The sequence below is a fragment of the Streptomyces sp. NPDC006743 genome (assembly GCF_040703815.1).
Taxonomy (GTDB): Bacteria; Actinomycetota; Actinomycetes; order Streptomycetales; family Streptomycetaceae; genus Streptomyces.
Map to the genome: position 1 here is coordinate 34,174 of NZ_JBEYJA010000004.1, position 23,497 is coordinate 57,670.

Consider the following 23,497-nt stretch of genomic DNA (forward strand, 5'->3'; position numbering starts at 1 on the left):
CCACCACGATCCGCCTTCGTAGCTCAGGGGATAGAGCACCGCTCTCCTAAAGCGGGTGTCGCAGGTTCGAATCCTGCCGGGGGCACAGAGAAACACCTGGTCAGAGGCCCTTCCGTCCGACGGACGGGAGGGCCTTCGCGCTCGCAGCACACATACGGCACACACGGGCTGCGGGCAGAGGTGGGGAGCTGTGCGATATGCCCGCGAAGGACGAGCTGGCCCGGCGCCGGTACGAGAAGCTGGTGGAGCGGCTTGAGTCGCTGATGCAGGGCGCTTTGAAGCCGGAGTACCAGGGCTACTACGGGCAGCTGGCCCTCGGCACGGACGATCTTGCGGAGATGGGCGAGCTCAAAGACGTCCGACGTGCTGCCAGGGAGGCGGGACGACGTCTCGGCTGGAAGGCGACCACTCACCTCGTCGGCGGAAGGCTCTTCGTCCTCGACGAGCGCGAGGTACCCGAGGAGATCGAGCGGCTGGCTGGGAATGCGGCCGCTGCTGCGATTGACCGGGCCTGGGAGGAAGGCCGCCGGCCGCGACTGACCTGACCCGAGAAAGACGCGAGGGGCACCCCACCGCATCAGCACGGCTGGGTGCCCCTTCGCTTACGGCGCTCCGGCACAGGTTAGGCACACATCACGCGGCATCGACCTCCAGGACGGCCACGGTCTCCGCGGCCTTGCGGGCCTTCCGCTCAGCCTTCTCCAGCTTGGCCTTCGCCTTGGCCAGTTGCTTGGCGCGACGCTTGTGCATCTTCTTCGACACCTCGTCGAGACGGTCAGGAAAGAGGTGCCCGTACGTGTCGAGCGTCAGGGTCGCGGACTTGTGGCCGAGCATCGTCTGCACGACGTTGACGTCCGCCCCGCTGGCGATGGCGAGCGAGGCCGCCGTGTGCCGCAGCTTGTGCGGGGTGACCTTGAGGTGGCCCAGCCCGGCCTTCACGACCGCCGGTGCGAAGAACCGCTGACGGAAGTTCCGCGCCCTCAACGGTCCGCCCTGCGGGGCAGTGAAGAGCAACTCCTCATCTCCCCGCCCCTGAACGTGCGGCTTCAACTCCTCTGCCAGGAACCGCGGGATCGGTACTGACCTGCGCTCATGGTTCTTGGGGGTGTCGAGGTAGAGCTTCCCGTTGTCCTCGGCGTACGCCTCGACGATGTGGGCCCGGCAGGAGGCGAGGTCCACGCGGCCCACCGTCAGCGCAGACGCCTCACCCCAGCGCAGACCGGTATAGGCCAGCAGGAGGATGAACACCCGGTAGGCGCCCGACGCGTTGGCCAGTGCGTCGACCTGCATGTCGTCGAGGTACACGTGGTCGGCCGGCGCCGCCTTCGGCAGAGGCACGCCGACAGCCGGGTTGACCGCAAGACGACGGGCCTTCACCGCGTAGCCGAGAACGCGGCTGAGGACAACGTACGCCTTGCGGACCGACCTGGGGCTGAGCTTCCTCCCGCCGGTCGCCTCGCCGGACAGCAGGTCCGCGAGCCACTCGGCGATGTCCTCGAAGTTGATGCGATCCAACGGGGTGGTGCCCCATCTGGGGATCACATGGACGTCGAGAACTCCGCGATAGCGGCCCCGGGTCGAACGCTTGAGATGGATCTGCGCGGCCAGCCAGGACTCCGCCACCTCTGCGAATTTCACGCGTGCGGCTGCGGGATCACGGTAGGAGCCGTCGTTGAGACGGGACTCCATCCTCGTCCGCTCCGCCTCGGCGTCGACCTTTCGGACGAAGGTCTTCATCTTCGGCTTGCCGTCGGGGCCGTACCAGCGGACCCGGTAGCGTCCGGGTGGCGTACGGCCCGCCCGCTTGGCATCAGCTGCGGCACGTGCGTATGCCGCGTGCCCTATGCGGTCCTCGATCCAGACCCGCGCCAACTAGCACCCCTCCCGGTCGCCGCTGGTCACCGACGGGAGCGGCAGAAGCAGGGTCGCGGCGGGGATGCCCAGCGCGGTGGCGATGACGACGAGGTCGTCGATGTCGCAGCGACGGCGCGCGCGTTCGGTGCGGCTGAGGGCGGTGTTGGTCATCGGGCGGCCCAGCGCGGTGCAGCGAGCGGCGAGCTGCTGCTGGGTCAGGCCGCGCACGAGGCATAGGTGCTCGACGGCGCGGGCGGTGTGGAGGCCGGCGGGGCCTATTTCGACAGGTCGGGTTGCCATAACAGTTAGCTGTAACTTGCGGCCGGGCGCTATGGCAAGAGTTGGTTCTTAAACTCTACAGAAGTCACCCCACGACTGAGTGGCGTTCCTCTCATCGAATTCCGGCACATCACGGGCCGTCCCTTCTGGAATGTCGTGCTACCTTCCCATCGCGCTCTGAGTATGGGCGATTCAAGCAGGTATCAGCCGAACAGTGCACCGGGCGCATCGGATGACACCCGCGCACTCCGCAACACCACCGACCTGCTGAGGTATCGGATTCCGACACCTCTACCGATGGCTTCGCCGTAAAAAATTTCGGGTTCCGTGGAAGCGATTTTGGCAACCGCTCATCCACCCTTACTGTTTTCGCCTCCCCAGCCACGCCAAGAGAAGTAGTACAGAGTTTTGGAACCAACTCTGGACTTCTCTCCGTGAGGTGTGGCTGTGTTGTCCAGGCCGTTGTCCAAGACCGAAAAGGAGCCACATGCCGACCTCTTCTCCCCGTAGCACCGATGACCCTGCAACCGCTGCAGCTGCCCGTGGCCCGCTCGCCAGCCCTGCAGAGGTCGCGGCCTTTCTCGGGGTGCCGGTGAAGACCCTCTACCAGTGGAAGTACCGGGGCATCGGCCCCAACGTGCACAAGGTCGGTCGCCACCTGCGCTACCGCTGGCCCGAGGTGGACGCCTGGGTGAACGCCCAGTCCGCGTACGACCTCACGGCCTGAAGCCGCCGGGACAGCGAAACGGCTCTCGGCGAGCCACCGCCGAGAGCCACAGAGTCCCCGCCCCATCGCCCTTGAACGATCGAATCGGTGGGCCGGGCCTTGCCCGTCCGGCCCACCGGGAAGGAACGCCTGTGGACGAATCTACGTCTCCCACCACCCCCGCCGCATCCTCGCTACCCGCCTGGCCGCCCGTCGCCGTCCCCGGCCAGGACCCCGCCTTGGATGCCTCCGCCGCCGAGGACGACGAGCCAGGGCAGGCCGGCGAAGGCGCCCAGCTGCTGGACGAACTGCGGGAAGCCATCGCGCGGTACGTGATCTTGCCCAGCAGTGAGGCGTTGACCGCCGTAACGCTGTGGGTGGGAGCCACGCACATCCAGCCTGCGCTGCAGCACGCACCGCGTCTGGCGGTGGTCGGGCCGGCGAAGCGGTGTGGCAAGTCCCGCCTGCTGGATGTGATCACGGAGACCGTGCGGGAGCCGCTGATCACTGTGAACACAAGCCCAGCGGTCGTCTTCCGCGCCATCGGTGACGACCCGCCCACCCTGCTGGTGGACGAGGCCGACACCATCTTCGGCAGCATCAAGGCCGCCGAGAAGAACGAGGAGCTGCGCGGCCTGCTCAACGCCGGCCACCAGCGCAACCGGCCCGCCCTGCGCATCTCCGGCCCCGAGCACAAGCCGCAGGCGTTTCCCACCTTCGCCATGGCCGCGCTCGCCGGTATCGGGGACCTGCCGGACACGGTCATGGACCGGGCCGTGGTAGTCCGCATGCAGCGGCGCAAGGCAGGTGAGCGGGTGGAGCAGTTCCGCTCCCGCCGCGACATCCCCGCCCTGCACGCCCTGCGTGACCGGCTGACCGCCTGGTTGCGCCCCCTGATGGACAGCGCAGCCGACCTGGTGCCGCCGATGCCGGTGCAGGACCGGGCGGCGGACACCTGGGAGCCGCTGGTGGTCGTCGCCGAACTGGCAGGCGGCTCCTGGCCAGAGAGAGCACGGGCGGCGTGTGCGGCGATGTGCGCGGCCGAGGTCGGCCAGGACGACGAGTCCAACGTGAAGACGCGCCTGCTGAAGGACATCCGCCGCGTCTTCGCGTGCTACGGCGATCCCGACACCGTGCGCACGCGGGACCTGCTGGAGGAACTACTCAAGGACCAGGAGGCTCCGTGGGCGGAGTACCGCAACACCGGCCTGACCCCGCGCTACGTGGGGATCCTCCTGAAGGACTTCGGCATCCAGGCGGCCGTCCTCCGCTTCGAGGGCGGACGGCAGGCCCGGGGCTTCACCCGCATGCAGTTCACCGACGCCTGGGCCCGTTACTGCCCTGAGGAGCAGCCTCCCGACGGCAGCGGTGAGACCACCCGTCACGAGTCGGCTGTACTCCCGTAAACACCCGTCGCACACGTCGCATCGCAGGTCAGCCCCGTGACGGGTCAGGTGCCTGTGACGGGTCCTCCCGTATCACGCCAGGCTCCCGTACCTGCCCTGACCAGGCATGCGACGGGTGTGACGAGTCCGCCCCCTCCCCACCGGCAGCCCTGCCCTGTGGCTATGGCAGCCGTCTCTTCCTGGAGTACCACGCTTGCCTTCACGCACCACCCAAACTCCCGTGGCGGCTCTGACTGCCGCGATCCGCCTCGGCGTCGCCCTGGTCGGCACGATCGGCTTCGCCCTGTCCTACGACGCCCTGCGGCAGATGGCCGTCGCCATCCACGTCCGCGGAGTCCTCACATACGCCTTCCCGCTGGTGATCGACGGGTTCATCGCCATCGGCGTCGCCGCCCTGCTCATCCTGCGCACCGCACCCTGGCGCTCACGCCTGTACGTCTGGGCACTCGTCGGGCTCGCCACGGTCACGAGCATCTGGGCCAACGCCCTGCACGCCATCCGCCTCAACCAGCAGGCACGCACCGCCGGACTGCACCTGGACGACATCACCGTCGGCGCCCTGTCCGCCATCGCCCCTCTCGCGCTAGCCGGCGCGGTCCATCTCGATCTTGTCATCCGCCGCCACCCCACACCCCGCGGCCATGAGGCTGCCGCCACAACGAGCCAAACGGTCGGCGACAGCCACAACGGCAGACACAGTGCCGAACCGCCTGCCCGTTCGGCCGATGAGACCTCCCTGCCGAAGAAGGTGCGGTGCTCGCCCGATGTGGCCGAGCGCGCGAACGTAGCGGAGGCAGCAGTCAAGGTGCCCCAGGCCCGAAGTCGCTCGCCAAAGAAGGCGGCCACGAACGCGACGCCACCTTCGACGAGCTGCTCGCTATCGCCCGCACCGCCCCACTGGGACGCGGGGGCCGCGCCTCACGCCGCAACATCGAGGCGGCTATCCGCGGCGCTGGGTACCGCGTCGGCAAGGACCGCCTGACCCAGATCAAGGAGCACGTGCAGGCCGAACTCGACCAGGCCGCCCGCCGGCGACAGCCCGAGCCCGACAAGGAACCCGTCGGCGCCCACTGAGTCCGCAGGCACGTCCGTCCCCCTCGCGCTCGACTCCTCCCGCTCGTCCCCGCACAGCCCGCCGCGGGACGAGCGGTCTTGGAGCCATGACCTCTTTCTCACCACGCACGGAGAATCGCCCGATGCACGACCCGCACCACGAAGTGCCAAGCCTGCCGCAGCAGATGACCACTACCGCCACCAGCGCAGCAAGGTATGACGTTGGACCGTCCAAGGGCCGGTCCAACGCGGACTCCTCCGCCCCGGGGGTGGCGGAGGACCTCGGGAACCAGGGGGTTCCCGAGGAGGAAACGCCCGCCGGCGCGGCCGAGCAGTCCCCCGCCGCGCTCGCCGACGAAGTCACCCTGCGTCGTATCGCTCACCGGCGTACCCGCGAGAGCGTCCAGCGTAAAGAGCGTGTCGACGTCCGCTACAGCGTCGACGAGAAGACCCGGATCCTCGCCCGTTCCCGCAAGATGGGCATCGCCGGCGCCCACCTCGTCGGCGCCGTCATCATGGCCTATCTCGACGGCGATCTCACCGTGGGCCTGGCTGGGCAGCGCACCCAGCTCGACGACTGCCTCGACAAGCTCGACGCCCTGCGGGCCCAGGTCGCCCGCATCGGCAACAACGTGAACCAGATCGCCCACCGCCTCAACGCCGGAGGCGATCCGCACCCTGGGGACACCGCTGTTCTCGCCCAGACCGAGCGCACCCTGGACGCCGTCCGCGCCGCCATCGGCGACATCGCGCAGACCATGAACCACGCCGTCTCCGCGAAGGCGGCCCGGTGATCGCCAAGATCGGCAGCGGAAAGAGCACCGCCGGCCTGATCCGGTATCTGTTCGACACGAAGAAGGCCAAGGACCACACCGACCCGCACCTGGTCGCCTCCTGGGGAGGCTTCGCTCCAGATCCCGGCCGCGCCGACGACTTCGGCGCCACGAAGATGCGGCTCGTGGCCGACCTCGACCTGCGGGTCAAGCAAGCCCGCCGACTGGGCCGAGCACCCGAGCGGCACGTGTGGCACTGCTCGGTACGTGCCGCGCCCGGCGACCGGCACCTCACCGACGCCGAGTGGGCCGACATCGCCCACCGGATTGTGGCGGCCACCGGCATCGCGCCACAAGGCGATCCCGATGGGTGCCGGTGGGTCGCCGTCCGCCACGCGGACGACCACATCCACATCGCCGCCACCAAGGTCCGAGGCGACCTGCGCACCGCCCGCCACTGGAACGACTACCTGACCGCGGACAAGGAACTCGCGGCCATCGAGAAGGAATACGGCCTGAAGCGGGTGGTGCGCGGCGACCGCACCGCCGCCCAGCGCCCCACCCGCGCCGAGACGGAGAAGGCCCGCCGGGCCGGCAAGACCAAGACCTCCCGCGAGCGCCTGCGCACCACCGTCCGCCAGCTGGTGTCCATCGCCACCAGCCCGGAGGAGTTCCTCCACCTGCTCGACGGGGTCGAGGGCGTCCTCATCGACGTCCAGCGCTTCCCGTCCGGCGACGTACGCGGGTACAAGGTCGCCGTGGAAGGCGACACCAACACCATCGGCGAGCCGATCTGGTTCTCCGGCGCCAAACTCGCCCCCGACCTGTCCTTCCCCAAGATCCGCGAACGCCTCACCGTCATCGAGATCCCACCCGCCACCCAGCCGGGCCGCCGGCGCCAGCCCAACCCCTGGCACCAGGCCACCGCCGCAGCCGAGCGCATCCCCCACCACCTCGACCACGGCGACGACGCAGCCGCCCAGGCCCACATCGCGGCCTTCGGCGAAGCCATAGACGTCCTGCCGCTGCTCGCCCCCAGCCACCTGCGGCCACACCTGCAGCAGGCCGCCATCGTCTTCGAACGCACCACCCGCTCCCGCATCCGCGCTCAGCAGGACCAGGCCCGCGCCCTGCGGAGCGCAGTCCGCGCCCTGCGCACCGCACCGGTCACCGGCGACGGCTCCGGGCTGGCCATGTTCCTCGACATCGCCGTCCTCGTCGTCATCGCCACAGCCCGCTGGCACCAAGGCCGCCGGCACGACCAGCAGGTTGCCGCCGCCCACCACGCCCTGGTCCATCTCCAAGCCGCCTACCAACAGGCTGCTGCCGAGCCGCTGGCCGCCCTGGCCCAGCGCCAGCCACCCGCCCGCACCATGGAACGCCACGCCCAGCGCATCATCGCGATCCTGCCCGACCACGCCCAAGAGGTCCTCGACGACCCCGCCTGGCCCGCACTGGCCACCGCCCTGACCGAAGCCGAGACCACCGGCCACCACCCCGAACAGCTCCTCCAGCACGCCGCACGGCAGCGCACCCTGGACGACGCCCGCTCCACCGCCAGAACCCTCACCTGGCGCATCCAACGCCTCGCTGCCCGGCAGGCCCCCAGCGATCGAGCACGAGCCGCCCAAGCTCGTACGTGGGCGACACCACGACCGGCACACTCCGGCCAGACGCGGCCGAGCCCGTCACAGCCTGGGCCTGCGGCCCCCACGCGACACCGGTAATTCCGGCACTGACGGCCTCGCGTCTCGAGGCCGTCAGCCATCGGGATACACCTTCTTGCCAAGTGAGGGACGGAGTCACCGCGCCGTGCCGACCAGAGGCTCCAGCAGTTCAAGAGCTTCCTCCCAGCGGAAGCGCTCCGCCGCGCCGCCGGCCCTCGGTCGGTGCGGTTCGCAGGAACCGATCAGGACACCCATCCCCCGCAGCCGGTCCAGGCTCTGCTGGTAGGCGGGGTGGGCGGCCTGGGCGGAGTTCAGGTAGGGCAGGGCCACGGTCGGGATGCCCATGCCGTACGCCTCGCACAGGATGCCCAGGGCGAGAGTGTCGGAGATCCCGGCGGCCCACTTGTTGATCGTGTTGAAGGTGGCGGGAGCCACGGCGATCGCGTCCGCCGGGGGCAGTGGGCGCGGGTCTCCCGGTGAACGCCAGGCGGACCGGATCGGGTAGCCGGTCTGTGCCTCGATCGCCGTGGCGTCGATGAAGCCAAGCCCCTGTGGTGTGGCGATGACGCCGACGTCCCAGTTGGCCTCCTGGGCGGCGGTGATGAGCTTGCCGACGTCGCGGGCAACACCTGCAGCGCACACGGCGACGTACAGGAAGGGCTTCTTGTCCGGGGCGGTCGGTTCGGTCACGCGGGGGCTCCCAGTTGGCGACTGAAGTGGTGCAGTTCCGGCAGAGTACGTCGGCGGTCGCGGGCGGCCATATCCGCGACCAGGTGTCGGACGTCGGGGCGGCGGATGTCCTGGGCGGCGCAGGTCTCGGCGATACGCAGGGCCTGGTAGCCGTCGGCGAGGCGGCCCTGCTGGCTGTAGGCGCGGGCCGTCTCGACCCATAGTGCGGCCCGGCGTTCAGGGACCGGGATGTGCCGACGCATGAGGGGCCGGGCCGCCTGGAGGGGCGAGGCCGGCGTCACCGAAGGCCACCAGTGCGCTCAGCTCGTGCAGGGCGACATTGGTCGGGCTGAAGGTGGCCCAGGCGTCGGGCTGGTCGAGAGTGACGTACCGCGAGACTTCCTTTGCCTCGGTGAGGAATTCTTTCGTGGCCGCGCGATCCCCGCGGCTGCTGGCCGCGGTCACACCGCGCAGGAGTAGCAGTCCTACAGCAGCGAGGTACTTCGGAGAGCGCCGGTCGTAGGAACCGGTGAGCTGGTCGGCGGTGTGCCGGACCAGGGTGACGGCCTCCGTGGCGTGCTTCTCACGGACTAGCACGTGGGCCTGGACACGGACGCTGGAGGCGAGGACCACCGGATCCCCCGAGCGTTCGGCCTCGGCCATCGCCCGGCCGACGGCAAGCCATGCATTGCCCTGGTCGTGCTGCTTGAGCAGCAGGCTCGTCGTCGTCTGGTACGCCGTGGCCAGGAGCCGGGACACGAGGTCCCTGTCCGTCGCATCGCCGGCAGCCGTCCGCAGGTCGGCGATCAGGCTTGGGAGGGTGCGTTCCAGCTCCGTGTAGTGGCAGGTGTGGAAAAGCCTGAGTGCTGATCCCACGCGTTCGTACAGGACTGCCGTGTCCTGTGGTCCGCCGGTGCCCGCGGGACCGGGACCGGGCAGGAGGGCCTGGACGAGGGCGGCGTGCGAGGCCGAAGAGCCGGCCGGAGCCGCGAGCGCTGCGATGCTCGCGGCGAGGAAGGTGCGGCGGTGCATGTCGTCAGCTTCTTGATCGGCGGCGGAGACGTTCCGAGATGGAGCGAGGCCCAACTCATGAGGTGGGATGTTCAGTTCCTGAGCGATGGCGCGTAATACGCGGATGTCCTCCGTGCCGCGACCGCTCTCCATACGGCTCACCTTGGACTGGTGATACCCGAGCGCTGCGGCCACGTCGTGCTGTGAACGCCGCTGTAACACCCGTGCCCGACGGATCCGTTCTCCGATCCGCCTCGCTTCCCCATGCGCGTCGGCCATCTGCCACGGCTCCTTCCGCCGTCGCTGATCCTGCCTGCTCAATCGAGCATAGATCAGGCTTAGTTGGCGGTGATGCAGCTCCTGCATAAGTCATGCAGCGCCCGCGTCAGGGCTCTCCACTCACGGCGACGGACTGGTTGCTTGGTGTGGCCCCACCTACCCCGGGAGGCCGCTCATGGAAGCGCACCAGCTCGCTTTCTTCCTACCCGCGTCGCCCGCCGCAGCAAGCGAGGCCCGGCACCAGGCCGTGGACGCGATAGCGGGCTGGGACGCGGGACTGGGCACCGAGGTGGTGCACGCGGCCGAACTGCTGGTCAGCGAGCTCGTCACCAACGCGGTCCAGTACGCCGGCACCGGATCCGTCTCACTCGTGGTCTGTCTCGACGAGGCCGTCCTGCGGATCGAGGTCTGCGACACGAGCCCGGTGCTGCCCCAGCCGGCACTGCCCGACGCGGACAGCGAGGGCGGCCGGGGCCTGTTCCTCGTCGCTGCTCTCGCCGACCGGTACCACGCCGAACCGACCGAGACCGGCAAGCGCTGCTGGGCCGAAATCGACCTGCCCAGCAAACCCGGCCAGGAAATCGCCTGCTTCCTTCCCCTCCAGAGGAGTTGATGATGACGACCACCCACGCCCCCAGCGTGGCCGCCGAGGTGATCGCCGTACGCCCTGGGCCGCCGCTCGCCGGCACCGTGAGCGTCGACGGCTCCAAGAACGCCGCTCTGCCGCTCCTGGCCGCCGCGGCGGCCCTCGGTCGCGCGGTTCGGCTGAGCAACGTGCCGAACAGCACGGACGTTCAGATCATGCTTGCTCTGCTGCAACAGGCAGGGTGGCATGGCGCGCAGCCCGTCGGAGAACCGACCACGTATGTGGTCCTGCCGACGGAGGCATCTGGGGGGTTGCCCGATCTGGCACAGGCAGCCCAAATCCGAGCCTCGTACTACCTCGTCCCTGCTCTGCTGGCGCGATACGGCCAGACGCAGCTGCCCTGGCCGGGTGGCTGCCGGATCGGTGCGCGCGGGATGGAGCTGCACTTCAAGGTGTACGAGGCGTTCGGCGACCGGAGCCGACAGGACGGCTCTGGGTACCGCATCGAGGCCCTCACCTCTCATACGGGCACCGTCTCCATCTCACTGCCCTTCCGCTCTCGCGGTGCGACCGTGGCCGCGACACTGCGCGCCCTCACAACCGGCCGCTCCTTACGGCTGGGCCAGCCCAACCTCTCGCCCGAAGTCCTGAGCGTGCTCGACGCCCTGAGTTCGGCGGGCTGGGAGACGCGCGCCAGCGAGCATGTGCTCACTCTCTCACCGCCCTCCTCGTCGCCGACTGCTCCCGCTGCCTGGACAGTGCCCGGAGACAAGATCGAGGCAGCCACGCTGGCCTGCGCGATCGCCGCGACGCGCGGTACTGCCCGTATCAATGGCGTGCAGGGCAAGGACGTAGGCGCGTTCATGGCTGCCCTTCATCAGCTCGGCGTCCCCGTGGACGCGGAGCCGGACGGCCTTACCGTCCGCGCCCAGGAGGCAGTCCCCACTGGTCGTCACCTGCGGGCCATCGCCTCCCTGAGCCCGGCCGGCTTGGACGCCGACTTCGAACCACCGCTCATGGCACTCGCCCTCGGACTGCCCGGTACACATCTGTTCGCCGACGCCATCAATCCCGGCCGCCACGGCAACCTGCTGCCACAGCTGACCCGCCTGGGCGCCGAGATCGAGGAGATCTCTCCCACCGAATGCCGCCTGACGGGGCCCCAACTACTCACGGGCGCAGGCGTTGAAGCCACCGACATCCGCACCGGGTCCGCCCTCATGGTCGTCGGCCTCACGGCCCGAGGCGTCACCACCATCGGCGGCCTCGACCAGTTGCGCCGCGGCCACGCCGACTTGTCCGGCAAGCTGCGCGCCCTGGGTGCCGACATCTGCGAGGTCACCCCATGACCACCGACGGCCGGAACTTGCGCCAGATCGTTGCCACGACGGACGTCCACTCCGCCTTCGACAACGCCGCACCGTTTCTGACCCACCTCCACGCGCTGCGCCCGACCTCGCTCATCGTGGACTGCGGCGACTTCTTCGAAGGCAGCGGGTATTACCGCCTCGCTCGCGGCACGATCGAGCAGGAAATCCTGCTCGGGCTGTACGACGTGCTGGCCCCTGGCAACCACGGCTGGCCCCACCACTTCGAACCCGGCCTTCACCGGCGCACTGTCTGCGCCAACGCCGTCGATGCCAACACCGGCAACGCTCTGTTCCGCCGCCTGCACATCGCCGACATCGATGGACGGTGCGTCGGCGTAACCGCTGTGATCGGTCGGCAAGCCTTCCACTCGATCCCGGCCGCCGAGCGAACCGGCCACTGCGTCACCGATCCCCTCCAGGCCCTGCGCGAGGTGACTCTCGCCCACCACCACGAGGTGGACAGCTGGGTCCTGCTCAGCCACTCCGGCTTCGAAGAGGACCGGGAACTCGCAGCGGCCTGTCCCTTCCTCGACGTGGTCTTCGCAGGGCACTGCCACAGCGATCAGTACGGGCCGGTCCGAGTCGACAGCACCGTGGTCGTCAAGGGCCGGGAGCTCGCTGGCGGCTATGCGATCGCCATGCCAGTGGGTACGGGATGGGGTGCGGGCACCGCATCCTTCCCCGATCGGGCCCCGAGCGTCGTTCCGACGGAGCTTGCGGATCTGCGCTCCCGCATCGAAGACGTCAAGCAGCAGCTGGCCGACGTCCTCGGCCCGATCACTCCGGCCTACCGCCACCAGGCCCTCGATCGGCGCAGCCTGCTCCTGGACCTCACCGCCCGCCTGCGTACGGGGCTCGGCGCAGACGCGGTCATCCTCAACGAGACGGCGCTACGCGCCGTACCCCTCGGCAGCAACCTCACCCAGGGCGACCTGCTCTCCATCGAGCCGTTCGGTAACCAGCTGGTGCACGCCCCCGTGCCGGATCCGGCACGGGGGGACCTCCCCGGCCTGATTTCAACTCTGACCCCCCAGACCGGCCCGCTCGTCACCGCACCCGATCCCTTGCCGGACGCCGTCACCACCGTGCTGACCACCGACTACCTCGCCGACACCTACCTCGGCAAGCGCACCCACGAGGCCGGCCTGCGTCTGGACCAGGTGGTCCAACACGTCCTCACCGCTCCCGACACCGCCGAAGGAGGCAGGTAATGATCCTCACCGGCCCGGAGATCACCGTTGCCGCTCACGATGGCCGCCTCCGCATCACCCCGTTCGCCGCCGACCAGGTCAACCCCAACAGCTACAACGTGCGTCTGGGGCCCACCTTGATCACCTACACAGGCCCCGTCTTGGACGCCCACCGGCCCAACCCCACCCGCGAAACCACCATCGGCCCGGACGGGCACATCCTCCAGCCGGGCGAGCTCTACCTCGGCCACACTCTCGAAGAGGTCGGCTCCGACACGTTCGTGCCGCTGCTGTTCGGCCGCTCCTCCGTCGGACGTCTCGGCCTGTTCGTCGAGATCACCGCCCCCATCGGCGACATCGGCTTCCACGGCCAGTGGACGCTCATGCTCACCCCGATCCGGCCGCTGCGCGTGTACGCCGGTATGAAGATCGGGCAGATCATGTTCTTCGTCTCCACCGGTGCCGTCGACCTCTACCGCGGCAAATACCAGGCCGCCACAGGACCGCAGCCCTCCGCCTACTGGCGAGACCTCGCCCGGCTCCAGGTGGTGGCATCGTGATCCTCACCGGCCCCGCCATCGCCGCCGCCGTCCAGGCCGGCGAGATCACCATCGACCCGTACGAGCCCAGCCGCGTCTCCCCCAACGCCTACGACTGGCGGCTCGGCGACACGATCCGCGTCTGCGACGGCGACCTCGACGCCGCAACCCTCACCCCCTTCACCGAGCAGCACATCCCCGACGCCGGCCTGGTTCTGCACCCTGACCTGCTCTACCTCGGCATCACGCTGGAGCGGACCGGTTCGGAGACGTACGCGCAGCTGCTGAACGGCGACCGCACCACCGGGTCCCTAGGCATCTGGGTTCACGTCTCGGCTCCGCTCGGACACCAGGGCCATGCGATCCGCTGGACGCTGGAGATCCGCGCCGCCCGACCGGTGCGCGTGTATCCGGGCATGACCTTCGGCAAGCTCATCTTCCTCACCACCTTCGGCGCACCGGCCAGCTACCAGCAACAGCCCGCCAAGTACGCGACCACGGAAGGCATCGACATCTCACGCCTCTACGAGGAGATCGACGAAGGCACGCGGTGAACGCTCGCTCGGCCACCGGCCCGATGGCCGCCACTTTCCTGGACCTCCCCGTCGGAAGCCCCGGCGGCAGCGTCGAGCTCTTCCTCGACCTCTACACCGGCGAGGAACCCCTCATCCCGGCCCGCGCCTTCATGCTCACGCCACCTGGTCACGGTCCCCGACCGCCCGTCGGACTCAACCTGCTCCCCGTGGCAGGCAAATGCCTGGAAGGAACAGCCTTCAGCCGCTACGTCGCCACCCTTCGCAGAGCACTCACAGCCGCGGTCGATCCCACACAGATCGATGTGCTCCACTTGCAGCACCTCGCGTTCGGCGCCACACCAGCCCTCATCCGCGCGCTGCCCGCACATCCCCGGATCGCCCTCGTCCACGGCACGGACCTGCTCTTCGCCGAGACACACCGAGACCAGCTCCGGGTGCTGCGCGAAACAGCCAGGACCGCCGACGCCATCGTGGTCCCCACCAACGCAATGGCCGACCGCCTCCTCAAGCTCGCCCCGCAGATCGAACGCCGCAAGATCACCCACATCCCCTGGGGCATCCCCGATCACCTGCTCACCGCCCCGCCTGCCCGGCCGGCACGCACCTCCACCAGCCACCTTCGGCTTTTGTACGCAGGACGCCTGACTACCGAAAAGGGCGTCGAGGCCCTGATCAAGAGCCTGGCTCCCGTGCCCGGCATCGAGCTGAGCGTCGCGGCGCCCAGAGCCCAGTTCCACGCGCTGGCCCCGCTGCTGCAACGAGCCGGCGTACGAGTCCGCTACCTCGGCTGGCTCCGCCGCCCACAGCTGTGGAAAGCCTTCACCGAACACGACGTACTGGTCATGCCGTCCACCACCCTGGAAGCCATGGGACTGGTCGCACTGGAAGCCCAGGCATGCGGGCTCCCCGTCCTCTACCAGCCCGTACCCGGCCTCAGCGAAGCGCTCGCCGCATCCGGCATGGCCACCGACTTCACCCACTCCGCCGCACTCGCGCGCGACCTCGACCGGCTGAGAAAGACACCGGGACTGCTGACCGCCCTGCGACAGGCGGGCTACGCCAACGCGGCTCGCCATCCCCTCTCGGCGACCGCACGGTCCCTGACCGACCTCGGCCGACAGCTCACGTGAACCGACCGCCAGACGACCCGACACGTCACTACCCGAACCGCTCCGCGAAGGTCACTACGCTGACCAACGGGACACCCCGGCGAAGAGGGAGACCATGACGTACGACCGCGACCGCATCGAAGCCCTGCTCGACGAAGGAGTCCGCGACAAGGTGTACCCGGGCGCCGTGTGGGCCGTCGGCGACGCCACCAGCACCCTCGCCCAGGGCACCACCGGCGTCCTCGACCCCGATGAGCCGGACGTGCCGATGCGCACCGACACCGTCTTCGACGCCGCCAGCCTCACCAAGATCCTTGCCGTCTGGTCCTCCATCGGAGCCCTGTGGGAGGACGGCACCCTCGACCTCGACCAGCCGCTCGGCAGCTTCTGGCAGGAGGTCACCGGGCACCCACTCGGAGCCGTCACCGCCCGGCAGCTGCTGACGCACACCGCCGGCGTCCCACTGCGGGCGCAGCTGAAGAACCTCTACGGCACCGACCCCCACGAGATTCGCCGAGGCGTCCTCCAAGAACAACTTCATCGGACACCCGGAGAAGCCGTCGAGTACACCGACCGGGCTGCCCTCATCCTGGGCTACCTCGCCGAACACCTCTCCGGCCAGCCCTTGGACCAACTGGCCACCGGCCGCACCTGGCACCCACTGGGCATGACCTCCACCCGCTTCGGCCCCCTGCCGGCCGACCTTGCCGCCCGCTGCGCGCCCACCGAACTCGACCAGGACACCGACACCCACCTCAAGGGGGTCGCCCACGATTTCTCGGCCCGCCTCCTGGGCGGCGTCTGCGGCATCGCCGGCGCCTTCACTGTCCTCGACGATCTCGCCGCCTTCCTCCGCTACATGCTTGACGGCTCCACGTCTCACACCAGCGCAGGCTTCACGACCGCGTGGACCGCATGCTCCCTGACCATTCAGACCGGCGGGCTCCAGCCGGCCCGTGGACTGTTCTGGCACCCCGCCGCTGGTACGTCGGTGGAAGAGGACGTGTGGGTCCACTACGGCTTCACCGGCACAGGGATGTGGATCTCGCCTGCTCGGGGCCGGTGGGCAGTACTCCTGACCAACAAGCTCTACTACACCCGCGACCGCGCGCCACTGACCGATGTCCGCAACACATTCCGGGCACTCGCCTTCATGTAGGGAACTGGACGAGGGGCCGGGTTCCAGCCCAGACACCGGGAGAAGCCCCCGCGACGCACTCACAGAGACCGGCCTCCACTGGATCGGCCTTCGACTCCTGGGCCATGCCCAGCAGAGAGCCGAGCGTCTGCTGGTCCGTCACCCCGTAGAGGGCGCAGAGCGCGCGTACATCGTGAAGGTTTATGGCACGGCGGCCGTTCTCGATATGGCTGATCTTGGGCTGTGAAACCATGAGCCGCTTGGCCACTTTCACACTGGTCAGCCCGCTTTCCTGGCGGAGCCGGCGCAGTTCGGCCCCCAGCCGTCGTCTCCTCACCGTGGGAGTGGTGTTCGCCACCATGAGCGGTGTGTACCTCCGACCTCACGTCACTGCCGGGTCCGAAGGCTGCCGCAGGAAGACGCCTGTCGATCACCGCCACGCCCCCGTGTGCGCAGGACAGCAAAACGGACTGTGACCTTGTCATTCTCCTCGGCCGACGGGTCCGAGCAGTGGGCCGGGAGGTGCGGAGACCGGGGCTGAACCAGGCCAACACAGTGGATGATCGGATAAATGAACACCCCAAAAATTGCCCTGCATTCGGCGGCTCAATGCCCGGAAATCGCGACTCTCGCACGTTTTCTGCGGCACCTGTGAGATTCCTCCGTAATATGCACGACCAGATCAAGGCTCCCCGGGCGTTTGATTAGGGCCCGGCATGCCACGGCCCCCACAGAAAATGGCCTCCTGATGAAGCTGAAGATCCCTGAAATGGCTCGCCGGCGTACCGTGCCCGGCTTGCTGGCCTCGGCCCTCGCCGCCACGGTCGCCGCCGCGATGGTCGTCCTGTCACCCGCCCAGGCAGTCGCCATCGCCACGCCGGTACCGCTGGCCACGGCGGCGAGTTTCTCCGTTCTGGCGGGCGCGGGAGTCACCAACACGGGTCCCACGGTGATCAGTCACGACCTCGGGACGCACCCGAACCCGTCCATCACCGGTTTCCCGCCCGGCGAGGTGCTCGGCGCTGTGCACGCCGCCGACGCCGTGGCGCTTCAGGCCAAGTCCGACCTGGTCACGGCGTACAACAACGCGGCTGGCCAGGCCACGGACTTCGCACTCGCGGCGGGCATCGGCAACGGCACCACGCTGCTTCCGGGCGTCTACACCGCTTCCTCGGGTGTCGGCCTCACCGGCGATCTGATCCTGGACGCCGGAGGAAACCCGAACTCCGTGTGGGTGTTCCAGATTCCGGAGGCCCTGACGACGGCCTCCTCCAGCCGCGTACTCCTGACGAACGGCGCTTCGCCGTGCAACGTGTACTGGCAGATTGGGAGTTCGGCCACCCTCGGGACGAACTCCACTTTCGTGGGCACCATCATGGCTCTGACGGACATCCACGTCACCACGGGGACCAACATCGAGGGCCGGGCGCTGGCTCGCAACGGCGCCGTGACACTCGACACCAACCGGATCTTCCTCAACTCCTGCTCGACCGGAACGACCAGTGGCACGACGACTGGTACCACCGGCGGAACGACGACCGGCACCACCACCGGCACCACGACCGGCACCACCACCGGATCGACGACCGGATCGACGACCGGCACCACCACCGGTCTGATCGGTGGAGGCTTGGTCAGCGGCGGCCTGGTCAGCGGTGGTCTCCTGGGCGGGCCGAGCGTCAACATGACGGCCGGCGCGACCACCGGGAACACGTCGGGCAACACCGCGGGCAACAACGTCACCACGGGCAACACTTCGGGCAACACCGCGGGTCAGCACGGCAGCGGCCAACCCGGTGAACACCACGGCAAGCCGGGTGAGCACGGCGGACCGGACCACGGTGTCGGGCATGACCACCACGGCAAGCCGGGCGAGGAACATCAGGGCGCGCCGGGCAAGCCGGACCACGGCCACGGTGATCGGCCGGACGACAACAACGGTCATGGCTACGGCGACTACGGCGACTACGGCAATTACGGTTACGGCGACGCACCGAAGTCCGACGGTCAGGAAGGTCACGAAAGCTAGTCGGCAGGTCGCGAGCCCGTACACCGGATGACGGCGTGCGGCGGGATCTCTCGATTCCGCCGCACGCCGCCGATGCCGGTCCGCGGAAATCCTCGGACGCCAGGCAGCGAACACAGAGAAAGCAAGGTGGGCGGTGTCGAGCGGAACTGATTCAGCACACGTAAGGGAATACCGACGGACCGATGCCGGCCCGCTGCCGGGGGAACGGCCAAAGGACGCCGAACCGCCCCGCGAGCGGACCCGTGGTGCCAGGGCCCTGAGAGCGGGGCTGCACACCGCCGTCCTCATGTGCGTGGGGACGACCCTGGTTCATCTCGGTGCCGTCTTTCTCCATGTGGCGCCCCCCAATCCCGTCTCACAGCGGTACAGCCGGCAGGTCGATGCGTGGGTGTACCCCCTTTTCGAACAGAACTGGCGGCTTTTCGCACCCAATCCCGACTCCGTCAATCACAGGGTGTGGGCGAGGACCGCGCACACCGGGCACGACGGCTCGACGCGGGTCAGCCCCTGGATCGACCTGACCGCCCTGGATCGTGCCGCCGTCGAACACGACCCGTTTCCGAGCCACACGGCTCAGAACCTCCTGCGCCGTGCCTGGACCTCCTACGTCGACACACACGGCGCTGACGACACGGCACGCTCGCCGCGGGCCGCGATGATGCAGAAGTATCTGAGCAACATCGCCGCGGCCCGCGTCGCCGGTCACCGCGGAGGCATGTTCGAGTTCATCCAGCTCCGGGTCGTCACAGCACCCGTCGCCGCGCCCGGCACAGCGGCCGGGCGGCGGCCGCCCACGCCGGTGGAGAACCGGCTCCTGCCCTGGTGGAAGGTGACCCCCCATGGGAAATGAGCAGGTCCGCGAACTCCCGGCCACCACGACCGTACCTGGCGGGTCCGCGGGCGGGGCACGGGTCCCCGCCACCGTCCGCCGTCTGCTCCTCGCACGGACCGAGGGCGTCTGGGACCTTCTCACCGGCCGACCGGTGTCCCTGTACGCCACGTCGGTTCTGCGGATCGGGTACGGGCTGCTCTACCTGGTCTTCCTCCTGCGGGAGTTCCCCCACCGGTGCGAGATCTGGGGTCCCGACTCCCCGTGGACGCCCGCACTGGCGGCACAGCTCTTCGACCAGACAGGCTGGTGGAGCTTCCTGCTCCTGTCGGACAGCCGTGCCTACTTCGAGCTCTGCTATGTACTGGCCCTCTTGACGTCCGCGCTCTTCATGTTGGGCTGGCGGACCCGGGCCACGTCCGTGCTGTTCGCCGCCGTGGTGGTCTCCTTCCACGCCAGGGCGATCTTCATGACGGACGGGGGCGACAATCTCCTGCTCCTGATGGCCCTCTACCTCGTGCTCACCGCGTGCGGTCGGCGCTGGTCCCTGGACGCACGCCGAGAGCGGTTCAAGGCGGCGCGCACGGACGGGGCGCGGACGCGGAGCGTTGTCGCGGAGGACCTGCGTGCGGCCCGCCGGACGCTGGTCACCGTGGTGCACAACTGCGGCGTCCTCGTGATCGCGGCGCAGGTCTGCTTCCTGTACGGATCAGCCGGTCTGTACAAGGTGCAGGGCTCGTTCTGGGACGACGGCACCGCCCTGCACTATGTGCTGAACCTGGAGCTCTTCCAGCCGTGGCCCGAACTGTCCCACGCCATGGACCGGTATCCGCTCGCGATGGCGGTCGTCGGTTATCTGACCGTTCTCACCCAGGTCGCCTTTCCGTTCGTGCTCTTCGGCCGGCTCAAGTACCCCGTCCTGGCCGTGCTGCTGGGCATGCACGTCGCCATCGCCGTGGTTCTCGGACTGCCGCTCTTCTCGGGCACGATGATCGTCGCGGACGCGGTGTTCCTCCCCGACCGCTTCTACACATTCCTGCCTCACCTCCTTCGGCGCAGTGCCAGCCGAGGCAACGTGCCTGCGCCGGGGCAGGGAACAGGGCTCGGATCCGTCCCCCAGCAGGGCGGCCACCCGGACGGCAGGGAGGAGTACAGGCCGGTGTCACGCCCGGCGAGCGGTCACGCCGGTCCGCCACCGTCCGGCCCGACGGTGGCGCAGTAGAAGCCGCGCGGACCCGTGATCACGAAGCAACCGCCCCACTGGTGAACGCTCCTCGCAGAACAGCGACCCCCGCGCACCGGGGGTGCAGGACCGGAACCCGGAACACAGTCCCAGAAATTCCGGCACGCGCTGAGACAGTGCGGGAGATACCCCGCCGGTACTCCACATCCGTGCGGCCGCCGCTCCGCGCCGCAGCGAAACGCGGAGTAGTGTGGGCAGTACCGAGGGCATCCCGCACACCGGCTTCCACGCCGGGTCGTCCCCGGCGAAAGATGAAACCCGGGCCGCCGCGGAGGCGGCCCGGAGACGGGTCCGCATCATGTCGGCGACCTTGCTTCCCACCCTGCCGCACGCCGAGCCCGTCGCAGCCCCGGCCGCGCGTCTCGCACTGAAGACCGACGGCACCTCCCGGGGACTCCTGGACGGAGCCTGGTGGCCTCGGTCCCGGGATCTGCTGAGCGAACTGCCCTCGCTCACGGACGTGTTGGATCCCCTCTGGGGCCGCATCACCCGCATCGCCGTCAACCCTGAGCACTGGCCGGTCATCCCCCGCAAGATTCCCGTGAGCGGGCACATCGTCAAGGTCGGCTGGTTCACCCCGGAGATCGATCCGCACAAGCTGCTGCTGCTCTCCTACGGCACCGGCCGCTTCGATCTCCTCGTCGTCCCGCCCGGGACCGGGGCGGAGTCGGCGGCCCGGCTGATGGCAGCCGCGTCCGAGTACGACGGCCCGCTCCTGACCGCAAGCGCTCTGATCGCAGCGGAGGATGCTCGGCACGGCGTCTCAGCCACCGACCGGCCACTGGACGCGGAGGAGGCGTGGGAGTACGAGGGCGGCGCCTCGGCGGTGTCCGCGGCCGCTCCCGGACGGACCGGTCCACCGGGGCCGGCCAGCCGGCTCATCATCGGTGTGTGAGGTGGCCGCCATGAGCACCTCCCTGACGGCCACCGCCCTCCTGGTCCTCGTCGCAGTGGCGGCGTACGTGATCCACCGGCTCGACCTCCAGCACGCCGACAGGATCGCCGCGTACCGGTACAGCGCCCCCCGGCCCGGCCGCCGCGGCCCCAGCGTCCCCCAGCCGTACCACGCACCACAGGTGATCATCCGGGCTCCCCACCGCCGCCCGGCCGCGCCTCGGAACCGTCGGCTCACTCCACGGCGACGCGCGCCGACTTCACCCGGGCCCCGGACCGGGCGGGGCGCGGCCAGGACCCGCGGACCGGGGCATCTGAGCAACATCCGAACCGAGGCGCCATGACTCTTCCAGAGCTGAACATCTACCGGCACGACCGGGACAGGCGGGCACTGGTCACCCTGGCCGGAGCGATCGACCCCGCCACCGTGCCCCAGGTGCGCGCCGCTCTGGAGCGGTGCCTGCAGGACGGCATCATCCTCATCGACGTCGATCTGACCACCGTCGACCGCTGCGACATCAGCGGCCTGCGCGTCTTCCTCGACGTGTCACGTCACGCCGCCGAGACCCACGCGTCACTGCGGCTGCACCACCCCTCCCCGCCGACCGAACGACTGCTCACGGACACGGGCTCCGCCCGTCTGCTCCGTGCGACCAGGCCCGGAGGGGCGCGGCCTCAGCGGGCCGGGCGCCGAGGAGATCGCCACACGGAACGGGCCGCCAGGTAGAGCAGATCGGCGATGAGGGGCAGTACACCGGCGGAGGTCAAACAGAGCGTGCCGACGACGCCGGCCCCGATGGCGATCAGAGCGACTGCGGCGATGAGCACGCTCAGGAATAGGACCATGGCGGAATGTCTCTCTTGAGGGAACCGCGGCGTGGATGGCTCGGGGCGGTCGTGAAGACCTGCGCTGGTCGAGCGGCGCGGCTGACCTATCGCCCCGCCGGCCGAAACCGTTGCGCCGGTCGCACCCGGCGGTGCCCCTTCAGCCCGACGAACCTCGCCCGCTGCCGGTGTCGATGAGGATCTGTTCCGCCTGGCTGATGTTGTCCGCCCGGACCGCCTGGGCCATCGCGGTGCGGGCGGCGTCCGGTGCCGCGTCCGGCGGAACCACCAGGAGCGAGAAGATGTCCCGGTCGCCCCGGGTGATCAGCACCGTGTCGTCACCGACCGGGAAGGAATCGATGTGCACCACGCGGTCGTCCACGACGATGCGCGTCGGGAGACCTTCCCAAGCTGCGGTGTCCAGCCCCACGCGGGTCACCGGGCCGAGGTGGGCGATGAGGGCACTCAGCAGGGCGGGCAGCTCGGCACCCATGTCGCGCGAGCGCGGCCACCACGCACCGTCGAGGACACCTTCACGTGATGCGGTCGTCTCCAGCCGGAGAAGCGCACAACCCGGCCGAACGGCCTCGTGGACACCGCTGGGCAGACGCCGGGGAACAGGAGGTGTATCCGAGCTGGTCATGAGGACCACCCGTCTGTAGGGCAGGTGCGACAACGGGACCGCCTCGCACCTGCCACGCTACTCCTGGTGCCACGCGCGCCGGCGTCTCCGAACTCGCCCTCTGTCGACCGGCCCCGACCGGAACGGATCCAGCACACATGAAGCCGGGAAACCCCGTGAACACACGAGAACCACGGAGGAGTGTTTTCCCAGGCCAGGCGCCCTGTAGCGAGCGTTTCCGCAGGTCACAGGCCCCTTCGGAGAAAACTCCTAAAGCGGGTGTCGCAGGTTCGAATCCTGCCGGGGGCACCAGGGGAAACGGCCCGGACCGATCACGGTCCGGGCCGTTTCGGTAGCAGGGGTGGGCGGCAGCCGCTCTCCACAGGCAGCAGACCGATCAACACGCGGGCTTCACGACGTGTCCCAACGCGATGAGTCCGACGCCCACCGCGAGCAGCGACAGGGAGCGGGCATCCCAGCTCACCAATACGAGCAGGGCGCCGGCGCCCCACAGCCTGGGCTGCCGCACCAGCCGAGGGGGCCATCGGCCAGGCATCCGGCCGAGTAGCAGCGCATGCACCCCCAGTACGGCCCCTCCCATGGCCAGGATGGCCAGCACCAGAATCATGGCTACGAACATCGGCCCCCTGTCAGCGACGGCTTGCTGACAGTCTGTCAGGCAGCGGGGCGTCGGCGGTTGAGCAGCCGGTGCACGTGGCTGATCACCTACCGCTGGGTGTCGTGCACGAGGAGGTCCGGGCAGTCGGCGGCGGGAACCGATTCCGTGCCGGAACGGGCGGCAACTCCCTTGGAACGGAGAGCCGCAGGGGATCCCGCCGCCGAAGTCCGGGCGGCGCGGCATCGCAGCTCGCGCCGGTGGCCGGCCCGGC

General features: G+C 69.2%; 23 protein-coding genes, 1 tRNA gene and 2 pseudogenes. 19 read left to right on the plus strand and 7 right to left on the minus strand.

What is annotated here, in order from left to right; genetic code table 11:
• Nucleotides 1–12 precede the first annotated feature (12 nt).
• Together ABZ719_RS04785 and ABZ719_RS04790 are read left to right on the plus strand one after the other, a co-directional pair.
• Nucleotides 13–85 (plus strand) — tRNA-Arg (locus ABZ719_RS04785).
• A 112-nt stretch (nt 86–197) separates the two neighbouring features.
• Complete coding sequence (locus ABZ719_RS04790; RefSeq protein WP_366723788.1) at nt 198–545, plus strand: hypothetical protein; 348 nt, start codon at nt 198–200, stop codon at nt 543–545.
• An 88-nt stretch (nt 546–633) separates the two neighbouring features.
• On the opposite strand, the gene ABZ719_RS04795 is transcribed toward ABZ719_RS04790, so the two are convergent.
• Entirely contained in the window at nt 634–1,872 is a 1,239-nt protein-coding gene (locus tag ABZ719_RS04795; RefSeq protein WP_366723789.1) for a tyrosine-type recombinase/integrase, read from the minus strand.
• Nucleotides 1,873–2,154 (minus strand): helix-turn-helix transcriptional regulator, encoded by a 282-nt coding sequence (locus ABZ719_RS04800; RefSeq protein WP_366723790.1) that lies wholly within the window; start codon nt 2,152–2,154, stop codon nt 1,873–1,875.
• A 466-nt stretch (nt 2,155–2,620) separates the two neighbouring features.
• Between ABZ719_RS04800 and ABZ719_RS04805 the strand changes: the two genes are divergently transcribed.
• From ABZ719_RS04805 to ABZ719_RS04825, 5 genes and pseudogenes are all read left to right on the plus strand, one after another.
• Nucleotides 2,621–2,860, plus strand: coding sequence for a helix-turn-helix domain-containing protein (locus tag ABZ719_RS04805; protein ID WP_366723791.1), 240 nt, complete (start codon nt 2,621–2,623; stop codon nt 2,858–2,860).
• 131 nt (nt 2,861–2,991) lie between these two features.
• Nucleotides 2,992–4,245, plus strand: a complete 1,254-nt coding sequence (locus ABZ719_RS04810; RefSeq protein ID WP_366723792.1) for a DUF3631 domain-containing protein — start codon at nt 2,992–2,994, stop codon at nt 4,243–4,245.
• Nucleotides 4,246–4,465: 220 nt separating this feature from the next.
• Nucleotides 4,466–5,319: pseudogene (locus ABZ719_RS04815) on the plus strand (DUF2637 domain-containing protein).
• A gap of 122 nt (nt 5,320–5,441) precedes the next feature.
• Complete coding sequence (locus ABZ719_RS04820; RefSeq protein ID WP_366723793.1) at nt 5,442–6,092, plus strand: MobC family plasmid mobilization relaxosome protein; 651 nt, start codon at nt 5,442–5,444, stop codon at nt 6,090–6,092.
• Nucleotides 6,089–7,798 carry a relaxase/mobilization nuclease domain-containing protein gene (locus ABZ719_RS04825; protein ID WP_366723794.1) on the plus strand — a complete coding sequence of 570 codons (1,710 nt, stop codon included), beginning with the start codon at nt 6,089–6,091 and terminating at the stop codon, nt 7,796–7,798. The genes ABZ719_RS04820 and ABZ719_RS04825 overlap by 4 nt, the downstream gene beginning before the upstream one ends.
• Nucleotides 7,799–7,873: 75 nt before the next feature.
• On the opposite strand, the gene ABZ719_RS04830 is transcribed toward ABZ719_RS04825, so the two are convergent.
• Both ABZ719_RS04830 and ABZ719_RS04835 read right to left on the minus strand, forming a co-directional pair.
• A complete protein-coding gene (locus ABZ719_RS04830; protein ID WP_366723795.1) occupies nt 7,874–8,428 on the minus strand; it encodes a flavoprotein in 555 nt (184 codons plus the stop codon).
• A pseudogene (locus tag ABZ719_RS04835) lies at nt 8,425–9,697 on the minus strand (helix-turn-helix transcriptional regulator). The gene ABZ719_RS04830 and the pseudogene ABZ719_RS04835 overlap by 4 nt, the downstream one beginning before the upstream one ends.
• A gap of 175 nt (nt 9,698–9,872) precedes the next feature.
• Between ABZ719_RS04835 and ABZ719_RS04840 the strand changes: the two are divergent.
• The 7 genes from ABZ719_RS04840 (at nt 9,873) to ABZ719_RS04870 (ending at nt 16,186) form a co-directional block, all read left to right on the plus strand.
• Nucleotides 9,873–10,310: an ATP-binding protein gene (locus ABZ719_RS04840; protein WP_366723796.1), complete on the plus strand. Its 438-nt coding sequence runs from the start codon at nt 9,873–9,875 to the stop codon at nt 10,308–10,310.
• Nucleotides 10,311–10,312: 2 nt separating this feature from the next.
• A complete protein-coding gene (locus ABZ719_RS04845) occupies nt 10,313–11,632 on the plus strand; it encodes a UDP-N-acetylglucosamine 1-carboxyvinyltransferase (RefSeq protein ID WP_366724016.1) in 1,320 nt (439 codons plus the stop codon).
• Entirely contained in the window at nt 11,629–12,864 is a 1,236-nt protein-coding gene (locus ABZ719_RS04850) for a metallophosphoesterase (protein ID WP_366723797.1), read from the plus strand. The genes ABZ719_RS04845 and ABZ719_RS04850 overlap by 4 nt, the downstream gene beginning before the upstream one ends.
• Complete coding sequence (gene dcd, locus ABZ719_RS04855; protein ID WP_366723798.1) at nt 12,864–13,403, plus strand: dCTP deaminase; 540 nt, start codon at nt 12,864–12,866, stop codon at nt 13,401–13,403. Before ABZ719_RS04850 ends, dcd begins: the two co-directional genes overlap by 1 nt.
• Nucleotides 13,400–13,936 carry a deoxycytidine triphosphate deaminase gene (locus ABZ719_RS04860; RefSeq protein WP_366723799.1) on the plus strand — a complete coding sequence of 179 codons (537 nt, stop codon included), beginning with the start codon at nt 13,400–13,402 and terminating at the stop codon, nt 13,934–13,936. The genes dcd and ABZ719_RS04860 overlap by 4 nt, the downstream gene beginning before the upstream one ends.
• Before the next feature lie 23 nt (nt 13,937–13,959).
• Nucleotides 13,960–15,048 (plus strand): glycosyltransferase family 4 protein, encoded by a 1,089-nt coding sequence (locus ABZ719_RS04865; RefSeq protein ID WP_366724017.1) that lies wholly within the window; start codon nt 13,960–13,962, stop codon nt 15,046–15,048.
• Nucleotides 15,049–15,142: 94 nt separating this feature from the next.
• Nucleotides 15,143–16,186 (plus strand): serine hydrolase domain-containing protein, encoded by a 1,044-nt coding sequence (locus tag ABZ719_RS04870; protein WP_366723800.1) that lies wholly within the window; start codon nt 15,143–15,145, stop codon nt 16,184–16,186.
• Here the strand turns inward: ABZ719_RS04870 and ABZ719_RS04875 are convergent.
• On the minus strand, nt 16,179–16,526 hold the full coding sequence (locus ABZ719_RS04875) for a helix-turn-helix transcriptional regulator (protein WP_366723801.1): 348 nt from the start codon (nt 16,524–16,526) through the stop codon (nt 16,179–16,181). The two genes, ABZ719_RS04870 and ABZ719_RS04875, sit on opposite strands and share 8 nt — an antisense overlap.
• A gap of 387 nt (nt 16,527–16,913) precedes the next feature.
• Between ABZ719_RS04875 and ABZ719_RS04880 the strand changes: the two genes are divergently transcribed.
• The 5 genes from ABZ719_RS04880 (at nt 16,914) to ABZ719_RS04900 (ending at nt 21,887) form a co-directional block, all read left to right on the plus strand.
• Complete coding sequence (locus ABZ719_RS04880) at nt 16,914–18,194, plus strand: ice-binding family protein (protein ID WP_366723802.1); 1,281 nt, start codon at nt 16,914–16,916, stop codon at nt 18,192–18,194.
• Between the two features lie 286 nt (nt 18,195–18,480).
• Complete coding sequence (locus ABZ719_RS04885; RefSeq protein ID WP_366723803.1) at nt 18,481–19,044, plus strand: DUF5819 family protein; 564 nt, start codon at nt 18,481–18,483, stop codon at nt 19,042–19,044.
• Nucleotides 19,034–20,245, plus strand: a complete 1,212-nt coding sequence (locus ABZ719_RS04890; RefSeq protein WP_366723804.1) for an HTTM domain-containing protein — start codon at nt 19,034–19,036, stop codon at nt 20,243–20,245. Before ABZ719_RS04885 ends, ABZ719_RS04890 begins: the two co-directional genes overlap by 11 nt.
• A gap of 211 nt (nt 20,246–20,456) precedes the next feature.
• Nucleotides 20,457–21,161 (plus strand): DUF5994 family protein, encoded by a 705-nt coding sequence (locus ABZ719_RS04895; RefSeq protein ID WP_366723805.1) that lies wholly within the window; start codon nt 20,457–20,459, stop codon nt 21,159–21,161.
• Between the two features lie 339 nt (nt 21,162–21,500).
• Entirely contained in the window at nt 21,501–21,887 is a 387-nt protein-coding gene (locus ABZ719_RS04900) for an STAS domain-containing protein (RefSeq protein ID WP_366723806.1), read from the plus strand.
• Between the two features lie 258 nt (nt 21,888–22,145).
• On the opposite strand, the gene ABZ719_RS04905 is transcribed toward ABZ719_RS04900, so the two are convergent.
• Both ABZ719_RS04905 and ABZ719_RS04910 read right to left on the minus strand, forming a co-directional pair.
• Nucleotides 22,146–22,628, minus strand: coding sequence for a DUF5994 family protein (locus tag ABZ719_RS04905; protein ID WP_366723807.1), 483 nt, complete (start codon nt 22,626–22,628; stop codon nt 22,146–22,148).
• Between the two features lie 376 nt (nt 22,629–23,004).
• A complete protein-coding gene (locus ABZ719_RS04910; protein WP_366723808.1) occupies nt 23,005–23,235 on the minus strand; it encodes a hypothetical protein in 231 nt (76 codons plus the stop codon).
• Nucleotides 23,236–23,497: the final 262 nt, after the last annotated feature.